The 15,308-nt window shown below is 45.0% G+C and carries 14 protein-coding genes; 3 read left to right on the top strand and 11 right to left on the bottom strand.

The window, feature by feature from the left end; genetic code table 11:
* From E7204_RS07250 to E7204_RS07215, 8 genes are all read right to left on the bottom strand, one after another.
* Positions 1 to 801, bottom strand: an 801-nt coding sequence (locus E7204_RS07250) for a 2Fe-2S iron-sulfur cluster-binding protein (protein ID WP_295183128.1), incomplete at its 3' end; no start/stop codon positions are given.
* A gap of 32 nt (positions 802 to 833) precedes the next feature.
* Positions 834 to 2,522 carry a selenate reductase gene (locus E7204_RS07245; RefSeq protein ID WP_295183127.1) on the bottom strand — a complete coding sequence of 563 codons (1,689 nt, stop codon included), beginning with the start codon at positions 2,520 to 2,522 and terminating at the stop codon, positions 834 to 836.
* Between the two features lie 138 nt (positions 2,523 to 2,660).
* Positions 2,661 to 4,103 (bottom strand): putative aminohydrolase SsnA, encoded by a 1,443-nt coding sequence (gene ssnA, locus E7204_RS07240; protein ID WP_295183125.1) that lies wholly within the window; start codon positions 4,101 to 4,103, stop codon positions 2,661 to 2,663.
* 14 nt (positions 4,104 to 4,117) lie between these two features.
* Positions 4,118 to 5,053 (bottom strand): carbamate kinase, encoded by a 936-nt coding sequence (gene arcC, locus E7204_RS07235; RefSeq protein ID WP_156705163.1) that lies wholly within the window; start codon positions 5,051 to 5,053, stop codon positions 4,118 to 4,120.
* Between the two features lie 84 nt (positions 5,054 to 5,137).
* Positions 5,138 to 6,331, bottom strand: coding sequence for a knotted carbamoyltransferase YgeW (gene ygeW, locus E7204_RS07230; RefSeq protein WP_295183122.1), 1,194 nt, complete (start codon positions 6,329 to 6,331; stop codon positions 5,138 to 5,140).
* Between the two features lie 13 nt (positions 6,332 to 6,344).
* Positions 6,345 to 7,655 (bottom strand): YgeY family selenium metabolism-linked hydrolase, encoded by a 1,311-nt coding sequence (locus E7204_RS07225; protein WP_295183120.1) that lies wholly within the window; start codon positions 7,653 to 7,655, stop codon positions 6,345 to 6,347.
* A gap of 57 nt (positions 7,656 to 7,712) precedes the next feature.
* A complete protein-coding gene (dpaL, locus tag E7204_RS07220; RefSeq protein ID WP_295183118.1) occupies positions 7,713 to 8,918 on the bottom strand; it encodes a diaminopropionate ammonia-lyase in 1,206 nt (401 codons plus the stop codon).
* A gap of 127 nt (positions 8,919 to 9,045) precedes the next feature.
* Positions 9,046 to 9,741: a helix-turn-helix transcriptional regulator gene (locus E7204_RS07215; RefSeq protein WP_295183116.1), complete on the bottom strand. Its 696-nt coding sequence runs from the start codon at positions 9,739 to 9,741 to the stop codon at positions 9,046 to 9,048.
* Between the two features lie 409 nt (positions 9,742 to 10,150).
* Between E7204_RS07215 and E7204_RS07210 the strand changes: the two genes are divergently transcribed.
* A complete protein-coding gene (locus E7204_RS07210; RefSeq protein ID WP_295183115.1) occupies positions 10,151 to 11,137 on the top strand; it encodes a YihY/virulence factor BrkB family protein in 987 nt (328 codons plus the stop codon).
* A gap of 176 nt (positions 11,138 to 11,313) precedes the next feature.
* Here the strand turns inward: E7204_RS07210 and E7204_RS07205 are convergent, their stop codons facing one another.
* On the bottom strand, positions 11,314 to 12,504 hold the full coding sequence (locus tag E7204_RS07205; protein ID WP_295183114.1) for an amidohydrolase: 1,191 nt from the start codon (positions 12,502 to 12,504) through the stop codon (positions 11,314 to 11,316).
* Between the two features lie 198 nt (positions 12,505 to 12,702).
* Here E7204_RS07205 and E7204_RS07200 point away from each other — a divergent pair, with 198 nt between their 5' ends.
* Complete coding sequence (locus E7204_RS07200; RefSeq protein ID WP_295183112.1) at positions 12,703 to 13,431, top strand: LysE family translocator; 729 nt, start codon at positions 12,703 to 12,705, stop codon at positions 13,429 to 13,431.
* A 151-nt stretch (positions 13,432 to 13,582) separates the two neighbouring features.
* On the opposite strand, the gene E7204_RS07195 is transcribed toward E7204_RS07200, so the two are convergent.
* Positions 13,583 to 14,254, bottom strand: coding sequence for an NAD(P)H-dependent oxidoreductase (locus tag E7204_RS07195; protein WP_295183110.1), 672 nt, complete (start codon positions 14,252 to 14,254; stop codon positions 13,583 to 13,585).
* A 277-nt stretch (positions 14,255 to 14,531) separates the two neighbouring features.
* On the opposite strand from E7204_RS07195, the gene E7204_RS07190 reads away from it, so the two are divergent.
* On the top strand, positions 14,532 to 14,918 hold the full coding sequence (locus E7204_RS07190; protein WP_295183108.1) for a helix-turn-helix domain-containing protein: 387 nt from the start codon (positions 14,532 to 14,534) through the stop codon (positions 14,916 to 14,918).
* A gap of 170 nt (positions 14,919 to 15,088) precedes the next feature.
* Here E7204_RS07190 and E7204_RS07185 read toward each other — a convergent pair.
* A partial coding sequence (locus E7204_RS07185) for a hypothetical protein (RefSeq protein ID WP_295183106.1) occupies positions 15,089 to 15,308 on the bottom strand: 220 nt, incomplete at its 5' end.

Genomic DNA, 15,308 nt, shown 5'->3' with positions numbered 1-15,308 from the left:
GTCCTTATGTTCTGTCGCCACGAGAGCAATGGCATCGCCTATATAGCGCGTCGTATCGCCTTCGGCGATGAGCACGTCCCAATCCTGGATGATATGGCCCGTTTTATTAAACGGCACGTCCTTCGCCAATAACACCGTTACACAATCGGGATGGGCTAAGGCCTTGGAAATATCGATATGTTCCACCACGGCCCGCGGATATTTACTGCGCACCGCTTTGGCATAAATCATGCCCGGCAGTACCATATCATCGGTGTATAAACCGGTGCCCAAAGTTTTTTCCTTCGCATCGACCCGATGGAGTAAGGTGCCGATTTTACCGGATCTGTCACTCTCGGGAATAGGACTGTTTTCACGAAATAACTTCGCTGCCAACAAAATGGCATCTTCAATTTTTACATACCCCGTACAGCGACAAATATTACCGTTAATCGCTAACTTTACATCGTCGCGGGTAGGATTCAAATTCTCATCTAACAATGCTTTGGCACTCATAACCATGCCGGGAATACAAAAACCGCACTGCACGGCACCACACTCGCCAAAAGCATACACATACACGTCTTTTTCTCGCTCCGTCAAGCCTTCGATGGTCACCACCGGCTTATCCGCCAGTTGCGAAACCTTAAGTACACAGGCTTTTACCTTTTTCCCGCCGGCAATGACTGTACAAGCCCCGCAAGCCCCCGCTGCACAACCATCCTTCGTCCCCGTTAAGTGAAGGTCATCGCGCAAATATTGAAGCAATGTCTTGTCCGTTGCTGTTTCATGCCATTGTCCGTTAATTTGAAATTTAAACATAGGGTAAGCCTCCCTCCTTCAACATTGAAGGGTTATAGATAATAAGGCAGCTCCTTACTGAATGCACTTACTATCGACTGTAACGGGCTCGGTAATTTTTCAAGCGGAAGCACGGCCTCCTGCCCCTTAAAACGGAACCCCCATTCCTCACCGGCTTTGTAGAAGCCGTCATTTTCACTTGCCTGTAACCGTGCTTTGTCTAAAAAGAAGGTCAATCGATCTTTGTACGGTTGGCAAGGTTCGATGCAATTGCAGGCACAGTTACCGCATTCATTGCACGCTTCATCAATGTGAATAATCAGTTTTTGACCATCCACCGTAACGAGTTCATTGGACCGATTCGGGCAAACACGTACGCATGTACCACATGTCACGCGGCAGTGATAATCTTCACTGCGAGCCGTCTGAAAACCGGGTTGTTTCGCTCTTTTTACGCGCATAGCTTCGGTTTTGTGGAATTCCGGCGATAACGCCACGGTTTGTGCCAACTTTTCGATGGCCGGTACATTTAACGCCGTAATAGAATCATAGTCTTTACTTTCTACCCGTTTTGCCAAATCATCGAGTTGATCGTAACCGGCGCCTTGCAGCAAGGTGGTACATACCGTAATCGGCCAAATACCGGTTTCAAAAATATCCCCGATGCTCTTGCGGTCGGCGCCGCCGCTATAGGAAATAGCGAGCTTGCCATCTAAGGCTCGGCTGAGTTCGGCCGCCAAGGTAATCGTCAATGGCAATAAGGCTTTGCCGGCCATATACATTTGCTCGCCCGGCAATTCTTTTTCAAGAATTTGAACCGGGAAGGTATTGGTAAGCTTAACGCCGAATTGCTTACCGCACTTTTGACCCAACGTCTGTAAGCGCTTTATCATCGGTACGGCGTCAGCCATGGCGGGATCCACTTCAAATTGATGTTTATCAAATTTTACATAGGCAAAGCCGGCATCGTCCAGTAAAGTTCGTACACGGTCATAGCCGAGTAAAGTAGGATTACATTTCAAATATAAGTTGAGACCTTTTGTTTCCAATAAGTAACTGCAAATGGCTTCAATTTCATTGGCTGGGCAACCATGCATGGTAGATAAGGTAATGGACTGACAAATATCTGAATTAATGCTTGCCACATAGGCTTCATCAATCTGTTGGAATTTATCTAAATTAGCTAAGGTCCATGCTTTGCAAGCCTGCCAGGTTTCCGTCTTACCGGCGTCTTTTAAGTTTTCAATAAAAGCATCGATTAGAGGATCTTTAATCCCCGCCAAATTGTAGCCTACACTCATATTGAAGATAAAGCCGTCCGGACTCCCCAAACCAAATTCTTTACTAATTAATTTGAGGGCAAACCAGGCTTTAATATATTCCGCCATGGCTTCATCTGCTCTGTATTCAGCTGACCATTCCACGTTGTATGATTCATCATTGGAGTAGATGCATGGTCGTGGAATACCAAGTTCTTCGCCGTACATGGTTTGCACGGTCTTCAATTCGATAAACCGCGCGCCGCCCACATAGGCGGCAATAATATTCTGTGCTAACTGGGTATGCGGCCCGGCTGCCGGTCCCAATGGGTTTTCCAAGGTTTTGCCAAATAACTTGAGCACCTTGCTCCCTTCGTAGCGGTGAATTTTAGTTACATTATAAATACGCTGATGAATGGCATATTCCTGAAGAATATGATTCATTAATTTATCAAAACTTACCGGGTACATAATATCGCTCATGAGGACTCACTCCTTTTTGCGAACATCGAATACATTACACCTGTAATTCATACTTCTTATTTATGTCTGTAGTTTATGACTATAATGTCTGCTATAGCTTACTGCCTATAATGTCTGCCAGAAAATTGTGCTTACAATTTAGACCTTTAATTGACGCCACAGTTCTTCGGCTATCTCACGCACTTCGCCGAACAACGCCTGTTTATCGAGGCCCTGCCATTGGCGATCTTGGTACCGCACCACGCCGTTACTGATTGTCGTCACTACATTCATGCCATTGGCACCGAATAGGAGGTGACCATTAATATTATCCGCCGTTAAGCGTGTCGGCGGTTCATAATCCATCACAATTACATCGGCTGCTGCGCCCGGTGTCAAAATACCGGTGGTGATGTTGAAAAACTGTTCTGCCATCTTGCGGTTCGTATCAAAGAGCATGGTTGGAATTTCAACCCACCCTTGATTTGGTAGCCCGCTGCGATGTTTAACTAGGCAATTGGCCGCTTTATAGGATTCCAACATATCGCTGGTGTAACCGTCCGTGCCGAGACCTACGCGTAAACCCGCTTTAGTCATGGCCAAAATATCCGGTGCCCCTACGGCATTGCCCATATTACTTTCCGGATTATGAACAACCATGGTGTTGGTCTTTTGCAAAAGTGCCAATTCATCCGCATCAATGTGAATGCAATGGCCGGTAATTGTAGTCGGTCCTAAAATTCCTTCGTCATAAAGACGATTGACAACGCGTTTACCGTATTTAGCGAGGCTGTCTTCTTCATCGCTTTTACCTTCGGCCACGTGAATGTGATAGCCCAGGCCGTCCGTATTTTGCTTCCGTACATAATCAAGCGTGGCCGGACTCAGCGTAAACGATGCATGGAGACCGAACATAGCCGCCAGTTCAACCGAATCCGCTGTCTTGTCAGCCTTTGCCGAACTGTCATCGGCTGCCCCGCTTTGTGCAGTCTGTGCTATTGCCGAACTGCTAGCTGTTGCTCTGCTTTGTGCGGTTTGCTTTTCGGCTGCTGCCTTAACGGCCCGGCCGAAGCGCACATTTTCCGCTACCGCTGCTTCCATGGCTTCTTGCCCGTTCCGATCGCTCACTTCATAGCAAAGACAGGAGCGAACACCAAACTCTTTGGCCACATCACCGATAACACTGAGGCTGCCGGTCGTTTCGCCATAACTGGCATGATGGTCAAAAATCGTGGTAACACCGTTTTCAATACAGGCCATATAGGTAGCCACCGCACTGGCCCACACGGAATTTCTATTTAGATTATTGTCTAAATAAAACCACATACCTTCCAAAATCTCGTTAAAGTTAGTAGGATTGTAATTCGGTAGTGCCAACCCCCGTGCCAAAGCGGAGTAAATATGGTGATGGGCATTAATGAATGCCGGCATAATCAACTTGCCATGAGCATTAATTACGGCAGCGTCAGGATATTTCGCCTTAAGCTCATCGTAACCGCCCACCGCGATAATCGTCTTGCCGTCCATCACGACGGCACCGCGCGTAATCATAGGCTGAGCCGGATTTCTTGTAATAACCGTACCTTCGCCAAGTAATAACATAGTTAGCCACCTTTCTACCGGTGTATACGTGTACCGGTTTTGCCTTCAAGCCCTTCTTTGGCTTTTTCCAATAAGGTGATAATGGCTGTGCGGCCCGGTTTGCTGTCAGCAAATTGAATGGCCGCTTCTACCTTCGGCAGCATGGAACCGGCGGCGAATTCACCGTCCGCAGCATATTGCTTAGCTTCTGCTACCGTCATTTCATCGAGCCACTGTTCATTCGGTTTGCCGAAATGAATGGCTACTTTTTCAATGGCTGTCAAAATTATAAATACATCGGCGTCAATGGCCTGCGCCAAGACGCTGCTGGTCCAATCTTTATCGATAACCGCGGAGGCACCGCTTAAATGATTGTCTTTTTTCACAACCGGAATACCGCCGCCACCGCAGCAAATCACCAATTGATGACCTACGAGTTGCTTAATGGCATCCAGTTCCACAATTTCCATAGGTGCCGGCGAAGCGACTACACGTCGCCAACCGCGCCCCGAATCTTCTACGCATTTGTAGTCATAATGTTCTTCCGCGTAGCGCGCTTCCGCTTCACTCATGAAGTGACCGATTGGCTTGGTCGGATTTTTAAAACCCGGATCATTTTCATCGACCCGCACCTGCGTCACCATGGTGGACACTGCCAAATCACGAATGTTGCGATTTAACAGTTCTTCTCTTAGCGCGTTCTGAAGGTCATAGCCGATATAGGCTTGACTCATGGCTACACAAACCGATAACGGTGTATTCGGTTGCTTTGGATTTTCTCGCGATAATGCAGCCATAGCGTTATTTATCATCCCCACTTGAGGACCGTTGCCGTGTGTGACAACAACTTCGTACCCCATTTCAACCAAATCAACGATGATTTTTGAGGTTCCTTTAACTGCTTGCATCTGTTCCGGTAGCGTATTGCCCAATGCATTGCCACCTAATGCAATAACTGCCCGTTTTGCCATACTGTATACCTCTGAAACTTATACCTTAGTACCGGGCTATAGGATAGCTTGGCTACGCTATAGCCACAGTAACTATGCTCCTGATTAACGATCGATGCGCGCTTTACCTTTAGCCTGTAAATCTTTCAATTTTTGTACAGGGTCTTTGAATTTGCTAAGGAAAATCATAGCGGCAATTACATATGGTTTGTAGCTTGCTTCTTTGTAAAGCGGTACACGATAGCGGTCAAATACAGTGGCGTCTACTTCGCCGGTTTCACAGCTTACGCCGGTAATATCGGCCGGTAAACAGTGCAAGTATAAAGCTTTACCATCTTTAGTGAGCTTCATCATGTCTTCGGTGCAAGCCCAATCTTTATGATTCGCATTCTGTTGTAATAATTCTTTTTCTAAGGTATCAATTCCTTCTAAATCGCCATCGCCATATAATTTGGTGCGTTTTTCCATGGCCGCGAACGGTGCCCAGCTCTTAGGATAAACAATATCAGCGTCTTTGAAGGCTTCTTTCATGTCGTGGGTCTTTTTAAAAGAACCGCCCGATGCCGCTGCATTCTTCTTAGCCACTTCTTCTACTTCCGGCATTACTTCATAGCCTTCCGGATGGGCCAAAACAACTTCCATGCCGAGGCGTGTGAATAAGCCGATAACCCCTTGCGGTACGGATAAAGGCTTGCCGTAAGATGGCGAGTACGCCCAAGTCATAGCCACTTTTTTACCCTTTAAGTTTTCAATGCCGCCGAATTCTTTAATGATGTGAGCTGCATCGGCCATAACCTGAGTCGGATGGTCGATATCACACTGTAAGTTCACAAGATTCGGACGCTGTTCCAAAACGCCATCTTCAAAACCTTCTTTAACCGCATCAGACACGGCATGCATATACGCATTGCCTTTGCCGATGTACATATCATCGCGAATACCGATTACATCGGCCATGAAAGATACCATGTTGGCTGTTTCGCGAACTGTTTCACCATGAGCAATCTGCGATTTACCTTCATCAAGGTCCTGTACTTCAAGGCCCAAGAGGTTGCAAGCGGATGCGAAGGAGAAGCGTGTACGGGTGGAGTTATCGCGGAATAAGGAGATGCCGAGACCGCTGTCAAACACTTTCGTGGAGATATTCTGTTCACGCAAGGCACGAAGCGCATCAGCTACGGCCCAAACTGCTTTTAATTCATCATCACTTTTTTCCCAGGTAAGGAAGAAATCCTCGCCGAACATATTTTTACAATCCAATTTGGCTAATTCACTAACTACTTTATTGAAATCTGTCATGATACTATCCCCTTTATTTACAATACATAGTTGGTAAAGCTGCATATACAGCGGCACAAGTTACGAGGTCCTGTTTCCAAGTTTTTTCATTCGGTGCATGAGCCTGTGCTTCTGCGCCCGGACCGAAACCGATACATGGAATACCGTTGCGGCCCATAATGGAAACGCCGTTAGTGGAGAATGTCCATTTATCCGTTAACGGACGTGCTTTACGCATGTCAACGGTCGTGCTGTCGCCGATGCGTTCCGTGCCGTATAAGCCTTTATACGCTTCTTCGAGAGCAACCGTTACCTTGTGGTCTTTAGGAATAACCCAGGTTGGGAAATAGCATTCAATCGGATATACAAGTCCTGTGTACGATGGACGATCATATTGGTACATGGATACGGTCACATCATCGCCGTATTTCTGTACGGCCGGTAAAGCTCTGATTTCATCGAGACAGCTTTCCCAAGTTTCACCGGCTGTCATGCGGCGGTCCAAGGATACGGCGCAAGAATCAGCTACGGCGCAACGACTTGGAGATGTGAAGAAGATTTCCGAAGCGGTAACGGTACCGCGACCGAGGAATTGCGCTTCTTCCCATTGATCGTTATATTCTTTATCGAGCATTTTTACGAGGCCTTTAATCTTCGTTTCAGCGGCCGCATCATTTTCATTAAGGGCTCTGATATCTTGTAAAATATCGGCCATTTTATAAATTGCATTGTCGCCGCGTTCCGGTGCAGAGCCGTGGCAGGAAACGCCTTTTACATCGATGCGAATTTCCATACGTCCTCGTTGACCGCGATAGATACCGCCGTCCGTAGGTTCTGTAGATACTACAAATTCAGGGCGAATTTTGCTTTCTTTAATCATGTATTCCCAGCAAAGACCGTCACAATCTTCTTCCTGAACGGTACCGGTTACGAGTACGCGGTATTTATCGTTCAAAAGGCCTAAGTCTTTCATGATTTTAGCGCCGTAAATGGCGGAAACGATACCACCCAACTGATCCGATACACCGCGACCGCCGATTTCGGTAGCCGATTCAAAACCTTCGTAAGGATCAAAGGTCCAGTTTTCACGATTGCCGATACCTACCGTATCAATATGCGCATCATAGGCGATTAACGTTTTACCGCTTCCCATATAGCCCAACACGTTCCCTTGCGGATCAATCAGCACTTCATCAAAACCTACGGCTCGCATTTCCTCCGCAATACAATCGGCATGGCCTTTTTCATCAGCACTTTCACCGGGAATTGCCACGATGTCACGCAAACATTTCGTCATAGCCGCTTCATAGCTCTGCGCTGCTTTTTTGATAGCTTCAAAATCCATAATACAACCTCCTCAATACCTACACATTCTTACTTATAATCATTTTATTGATTAACCCTATTTAGTCCCGTACCAAACGATGTCTTTATAGCGAATCGGATCGGTGTCACCTTCGGTGGAGAAACATAATACCTTCGATGTTTCATCCAAACCTAGGATGTCTTTTAATTCCTTATATTCCGGACAAGTCATGATGGCGGCTACCGTCCCCAACGGTGCTGCCCCGGATTCACCGGATGTAATCGGCGTATCCCCTTTTATCGGTGCTGCACTGATACGCATGCCCCACTCGGCTACCCAATCCGGTGCGGATACAAACACATCAGCGTGATTTCTTAAAATTTCCCAACTTATCGTATTCGGCTCGCCGCAAGCAAGACCGGCCATAATCGTCTGTAAATCGCCGCCTACCATACGCGGTTTACCGTCACCGGCTACAGCCCCTTGATATAGGCAATCCGCCGCTTGCGCTTCCACCACGATAATTTTCGGTTGTTGTGCCTCATTTTTATATAAATTTCTAAAATAGCCTGTAACGGCACCGGCTAACGATCCTACGCCGGCTTGAACAAAAATGTGAGTCGGCATAGCACCGGCCGTCGCCAATTGCTCACCCGCTTCTAAGGCCATCGTACCGTAACCTTGCATAATCCAGCTTGGCACTTCTTCATACCCTTCCCAGGCTGTATCCTGCACAACTACGCCGTTTTTGACCTTAGCCGCTTCGGCTACCGCTTTGCGCACACAATCATCATAATTGAAATCTTCAATGGTTACCGTAGCTCCTTCCCGCTCTATATGTTCCAAGCGAGATTTGGTGGTGCCTTTTGGCATAAATACAACAGCCTTTTGACCTAACTGACGAGCGGACCAAGCCACCCCGCGCCCGTGGTTACCGTCCGTGGCGGTGAAAAAGGTAATGTCGTCCATTTGCTTGTGCAATTCTTCGGATGTCATTACGCTATAAGGCAAATCCGATACGTCTTTATGGAGCTGTTGCGCTACATATTTAACCATCGAATAAGAACCGCCCAATACTTTGAAAGCATTTAAGCCGAACCGATATGATTCATCTTTGACAAAAATGCTGCCCAAGCCCCAGAATCTGGCTAACTGCGGCAACTGCGTTAACGGTGTTGTTTCATACTGTGGAAAACTCTGATGAAACGCGCGGGCTTTTTTGGCTTCTTCCACCGACATGATAGCTAAATTATCATCATTACCTTTAGGTAATGTATTAACCTGCCACTTCAACGAATCCATGTTAAACCTCCCATACCTAATAACCTCTAAATACATCCTATGTGTATCGGCTAACAAATTGTCAGGCTGATTATTAGCTCTTAAGTGAGCAAATCAGCCGGCTCTGTAACCGATGTGTATGTCCCCATTATTTAGCTTTCGCTTTAATTTGCTCTTCCTTCTCTTTATCTTTAACAGCATTTAAATCGCTGTATAAAGTAAATCTTGAAATGCCGAAGTATTCCCCGATTTTGTCGGCCGCTTTAGATATTAAAAAGGCACCTGCATCGTTTAGATACTTCAAAGCTTCACACCGTTCGGCCTTCGTCATAAGCTGCGCCGGTTTACCAACCTTAGCCACCGCCTGCTCAATTAAATCATCCAGCAAATCGGTTACGCTCGTCGTAATTCGTTCAGCCCCGTCGGCTTCTTTACTTGCCGAGTTGCTCGTCGCGATCCCCACCGGTTCCGTGAGTTGATTAACCATTTGCTGTAAATGAATCAAGTTCGTAATGTCTGAATTAATACAGAACACATACGTAATTTGCCCTTTATCATCACGCATGTACATGGTACTGGAACGAAAAACGCGACCATCTTTGGTTTTGGTTAAATAGCCGTATCGGTCTTCCAAATCTTTGCCGTCATTTTTAAGTGCATCGAGCACCACATGAGACGGTCCGTCACCTAACTTTCTGTTAGATATTTCGCCGTTTTCAATACAAACGACAGTGCCTTCCATCTCCGGCGTCCGTACGTCGTGAATTACAATTTCACAAGTTTCGCCAAACTGCTGAGCTAACCCGTGAGCAATTTGTTTTAAATTTTCCAATTCATTTTTCATAAAAACCGCCCCTCACCTTTCACGCATATTGGCGTTATACAAACTAACTGTTTGGTGTCCCAACCAATTGCCTATTCAAATCGAATAGCCTCAACACCAACTTCCACCGGCATTTTGATTATTCATTCTTTATTTCCAAAATCTATTATGCTAACTAATTTTCTGTTAGCCTAACAATTTGTTTTGTTTCTATGATTAAATAGTATCATAACATTTCAAAATATGCAACTGTTAAAAATAAAATAATTAGAGTTATTTATAATTTATCTATTTTCATCTAAACACTATAATTTTCTTCGAAAATATGTTATAAATAAGTATATCGATAAAATCTAATATATAGATGCATCGGCTTTTTGCCATATATCGACCAACGAAAAACGAAATTATTTATAAGGAGTTAATAACTATGAAGTCATTTATTAATGGGGCAAAGCGCGTCGCCAAGGATTACAGCGAGCACAATATCGGCCGACTGTCTGCGGAAGCAACGTACTATATTATTCTTTCCATAGTGCCCTTCTTAATTATTGCTTTAACGGCTATTTCCGTATTTCTTAGTCACAATACGGACATCCTCGATCAATTTTTGGCACTCTTGCCGCCGGATTCACAACATACCCTGGAAAATCTTATCGATGATTTGACTAAAAACCAAAGCGGTACGTTGTTCTCCATCGGTATTATTACCGCTTTTTGGACTATGTCGGCAGGTACGCGTGCCTTAATTAATGCCCTTAACACCATGCTCGGCCTCGATCATGTGGAAGAAGGCATGATTAAGATGTACAGCAAAGCATTCTTCTTCACCGTAATCGGTACCGTAACCGGTCTGTTGGGCTTGATTCTTTCCGTATACGGTCCGGCCTTCTTACAGGTAATGCAGCGCTTCATCTTCATTCCTAAAGAAGTTATCAGCCTCGCCACTATGGCAGCCACCTTATTACCGTTAATTTCGTTCACCTTGGTGCTCACTCTGTTTTACCACTACGCACCGCGTAAAGAAACTGACAAGGACACGCCTGAAAATACAAAAGCAAGCATCAACAAGCTTATTTCTTGGAAACGTTCCTTCGCGGGCGGGCTCTTGGCCACCGTACTTTGGCTCTTACTCACCTACGGCTATCGTTACTATGTTACGAATTTTGCTGGCAGCTCCTCCACGTACGGCCCACTGGTTGGTATCATGATTCTCTTCGTGTGGATCAATTGGTCTGTCCAGGTTATCCTGCTCAGTGCCGAAATCGTACGCGACCGTTCCTTCGACGCCGAGTTAAAAGCGGAAGCGGTTAAACTTAAAATGGAACAAATCGAGCAACTCAATAAAGAGGAGCAAGAAGAAAAAGAACAAAAAGAGCTTGAAGAAAAGAAAAAGTTAGCAAAGAACCAAGAGTAGCATAAATGTCCTATAACCCGCATAAATTGTATGCGGCAATGCAAAAGATTTAAGCAACAACGCAAAGAGCTGCCACAAATGTCAGTCTGACATCTGTGGCAGCTCTTATTTTTACCGCGCAACTCCGGAAAAGTTGCCTATAAATTCCAGCGAAGTTGCCTATAAGCTTTATTATATTATTCGGCGTGTTCTTCCAACCACTGTAACGCATACTGCGCGTACATAGCGGAGCCGATTGGTAAAGCTCGTTCGTCAATTTTGAAGAAGTTGCTGTGATGGGAATGAACCGCATCAATTTCAGGGTTAGCAATACCGAAGAAAGCAAAGCAGCCCGGTTTTTCTTCCAAATAGTAAGCAAAGTCTTCGCCGGCCATTGTTTTTTCCATCAAGACTACATTCTCTTCACCTAAGAGTTCAGCACCTACGCGATGAGCGAGTTCCGAACTGGCCGGATCGTTGATCGTCGGCGGTACCATTTGACGGAAGGTTACCTTCGCCTTAGCACCGTAGGCGGCGGCTGTTTCGTTGACCATGTGAGTCATCGTCTGTTTCAAATCATCGCCGATGGCGTGTTTGAAGTAACGGGCCGTACCTTCCAAACGAGCGGAGCCGGAAATAACATTATATCGCGTGCCGCTGGTCATCTTGCCGATGGTAAGCACCACGGAATCGAGCGGACTGAAGTGGCGGGACACGATGGTCTGCAAATTCATCACGATAGCTGAAGCCACAACGGTGGCATCCACGGTCAAATGAGGCTGTGCCCCATGACCGCCCTGACCTTCAATATCGATGCCGATTTCAAGAGCGGCCGCCATGCGTTCGCCGGCCTCCACGGAAATCTTGCCTACGGGCAAATCGATCCAAATATGAGCACCGAAGACACTATCCGTTTCTTCAAACCAGGTGCCAAACTGTTTCATGTATTTAGCGCCTTCACCGCTTTCTTCGGCCGGCTGGAATACAAGGAATACCTTGCCTTGGATTTTGTCCTGCAATGTTTTCAGCATTTTAGCGGCCCCCAACAAAATGGCCATATGCGCATCGTGACCGCAGGCGTGCATCTTGCCGTCATGTTTGGACGCGAAGTCATACCCCGTCTGTTCATCAACGGTAAGAGCATCAATATCGGCACGAAGCATAATCGTTTTGCCCTTTTTAGGACCTTCAAGCCATGCCACAATGCCCGTGTTTTTTTCAGGATTTATCACATACGGAATGCCCAATTTATCCAGTTCACCGGCTAAATATTTGGTCGTTTCCTGTTCTTCAAAACTAATTTCCGGATATTGGTGCAAATGGCGGCGCCACGCAATAATATCCTTCGTATATTCTTCTTGTAATTTTTTTATTTCAGTTGAATTCATACATTCGCCTCCCAATCTCTTTGTTTTCATGGTAGTGTACCGGAAATGGTTTGTCAAGGTTTCCGGGTTAAAATTCCTATTTTATTACTATGATTTTAAAATGCGTGTGATTCTGCGTTTTTTTCTTCTATGGCGAGTTTTGAAAATAATATGTTATACTGACTGTATGCATTTACCGATTGAAGGGAGTTACTCTATATGGATTTAGCCTTATTTCCTTACTTTTTAGTGTCATCAATACTCTTAACCCTGGCTCCGGGGCCGGATAATTTATATCTTTTAACAAAAAGCCTCGCCGACGGTGCCAAGGCAGGCATTACGCTAGCGGCGGGACTGTGTTCAGGTATTGTCTTTCACACGTGCCTCGTAATTTTAGGGGTGGCCGCACTGGTTAAAAGTTCGCCCGTAGCCTTTGCAGCCTTAAAATATGTTGGTGCTGCGTATCTTTTCTATCTTGCCTACGGGGCCTTTACCGCTAAAGTGGCGAAATCACAACCGACTGAAGAATCCGCCGGTCAAACTACTGCTGCCGGTTCAAACAGCACTACAAACAGCGTATCAAGCAATGAATCATCCAGCCAAGCTTCAAACGGTAAATCGTCAAGTCAAACCTCAAATGGTGAGTCATCAGCCTTGGCCATCTATCGCAAAGGTCTCATTATGAACATCTTGAATCCAAAAGTTCTGTTGTTCTTCCTCGCGTTCTTGCCACAGTTCGTGGATCCTAATAATGAGTCACCGGGCCTGGCCATTGCCATCCTCGGGGCCGTTTTTAGCTTACAAGCATTCATCTTATTCTCCATCATCGCTCTTTGTGCCGGTAAACTCCGTGGCTTCTTAAATCAGGGACCTAAATCACAACGTATGTTAAATCGTATTCAAGGCGTAGTGTTGCTGGGTATTGGCGGATTGTTATTAGTCTTCTAAAAAAATATATCCATATAGCTTCCGGAATGGCTAGAGTTATACTTTGTCAATTATGTTTAACAAAAACAAATGCTGAGGTGACTTTTAACTGTCATCTCAGCATTTTTAGTTCTATATTCTATTAGCCAAAGACTATCTTAGTTGAAAACTCTTATTTAACCCAAGTTACGATATCTTCCATAGGCTGACGAGTTTTTTCACGATGAGGCTGTTCATCACGATAGCCGAAGCCTACCATTACGGACACGCCGAAATGTTCTTTATCGAGAATGCCTTCTTCGGTAAGGATTTCTTCTACTTTTTCAATATTGAAACCTTCGATTGGGCAAGAGTCAACGCCGAGCATAGCGGCGGTTGTCATCATGTTAGCCAAGGCAATGTAAGTCTGTTTGCTGGCCCAGTCGAACATAGCACGGTCGCTGTCAATTAATTTGAAATCGTTAGTCTGGAAGTTACTGTAAGCACCGCGCATCATGTTCTGCACGTCTTCCGGCATGTGTTTGATGTCTTTCATGATGTGTGTGATGTAGTCAGCATCAGCTACGGTATCCGCTTTTTTACGAGCCAAAATAATCATGAAATGGCTGGCACCGTTCAAGCTGTTCTGAGCGCCCCAAGATACAGGGTATAATTTATCTTTAATGCTCTGTTTTTCAATAATAACGAATTTCCAAGGTTCAAAACCGAAGGAGCTTGGGGACAGACGTGCAGTTTCCAAAATCGTGTTAAAATCAGCGTCGGACACCTTTTTATTAGGGTCAAACTTCTTAGTTGCGTAACGATAATTGAAAGCGTTTAAAATGTCTTGTGCAGAAATGCTCATGGGTATCATCCTTTCGAATTAATAATTTATACTAAATTTTGAATATCTATCTCATCTATCTTTCAACATGTTTAGTATAGCATATCTAAAAAAATAGTTGAAGAACGCACATTTTTTATATATACTGTAAATAAATTAACTTAAGTATATTTTTTATACTTTATATATTTTAGCCCACTAAACACCTGAACCTTCCACGACTAAAGTCGCAGGATTCCTAGTGACAGCTTTCTAACGAGAGCTCATATCAAATACATGTAAACAGAGGAGAATCGTAATGAAAACCACCGGTAAGACCACCAAAGATCATTTAAAACCTTGTCCGCGCACGCTGTGCCCCGTAGCCACAACATTAGAACTTATCAGCGGTAAGTGGAAAGGTATTATTTTGTACCATCTTTTTACCGGCGACAAACGATTCAGCGAACTCAAGACATTAATCGAAGGCGTCACCCATCGCAGCCTAACCTTGCAACTGCGCGAACTCGAGGCCGACGGTATCATTACGCGTACCGTCTTCCCAGTTGTGCCGCCTCATGTAGAATACGCCTTATCCCCTTTGGGGCGCACCATGGAACCGATCATCAACGCCATGTATGATTGGGGTGTGGCCTATAACAACCGACAAGCTGATAATATGCCTGCTGTTCAAAGCAATCAATAAAAGCATCTCTTAACCTCTCCGCAGATATGCTCTGACACCAAAACACACATGCTTAGCTTATAAACTAATGACATACACAAAAAGCCCGTAACCGATGTATCCCATCGATTACGGGCTTTTTGCTGTCATTTCAAACTTCTATTTGCTTTAGCACTGTCATATGATCCATGTTAACGAGTTGTAAAATTAAATGCGCGTCCCATTAATGCTTTTTTATAAGCCCGAGTCATTGCTTCCACACTGACTAAATCGAGACTGTCATCATACGATTCAATTTCAAAATTGCAAACGGCCTGAGCTGCTTTCTTATTTTGCATCACTGCATAGTTATGGGACAACTTCTTTTCTAAATCTGATAAATTAAATGAATAACTCATAATTAATTCCTCC

Origin of the sequence: Veillonella sp. (assembly GCF_015058545.1) — a bacterium.
Lineage (GTDB): Bacteria > Bacillota > Negativicutes > Veillonellales > Veillonellaceae > Veillonella_A.
Note: the sequence above shows the minus strand (reverse complement) of the source record. Positions and strands in the feature narration are given on the sequence as shown.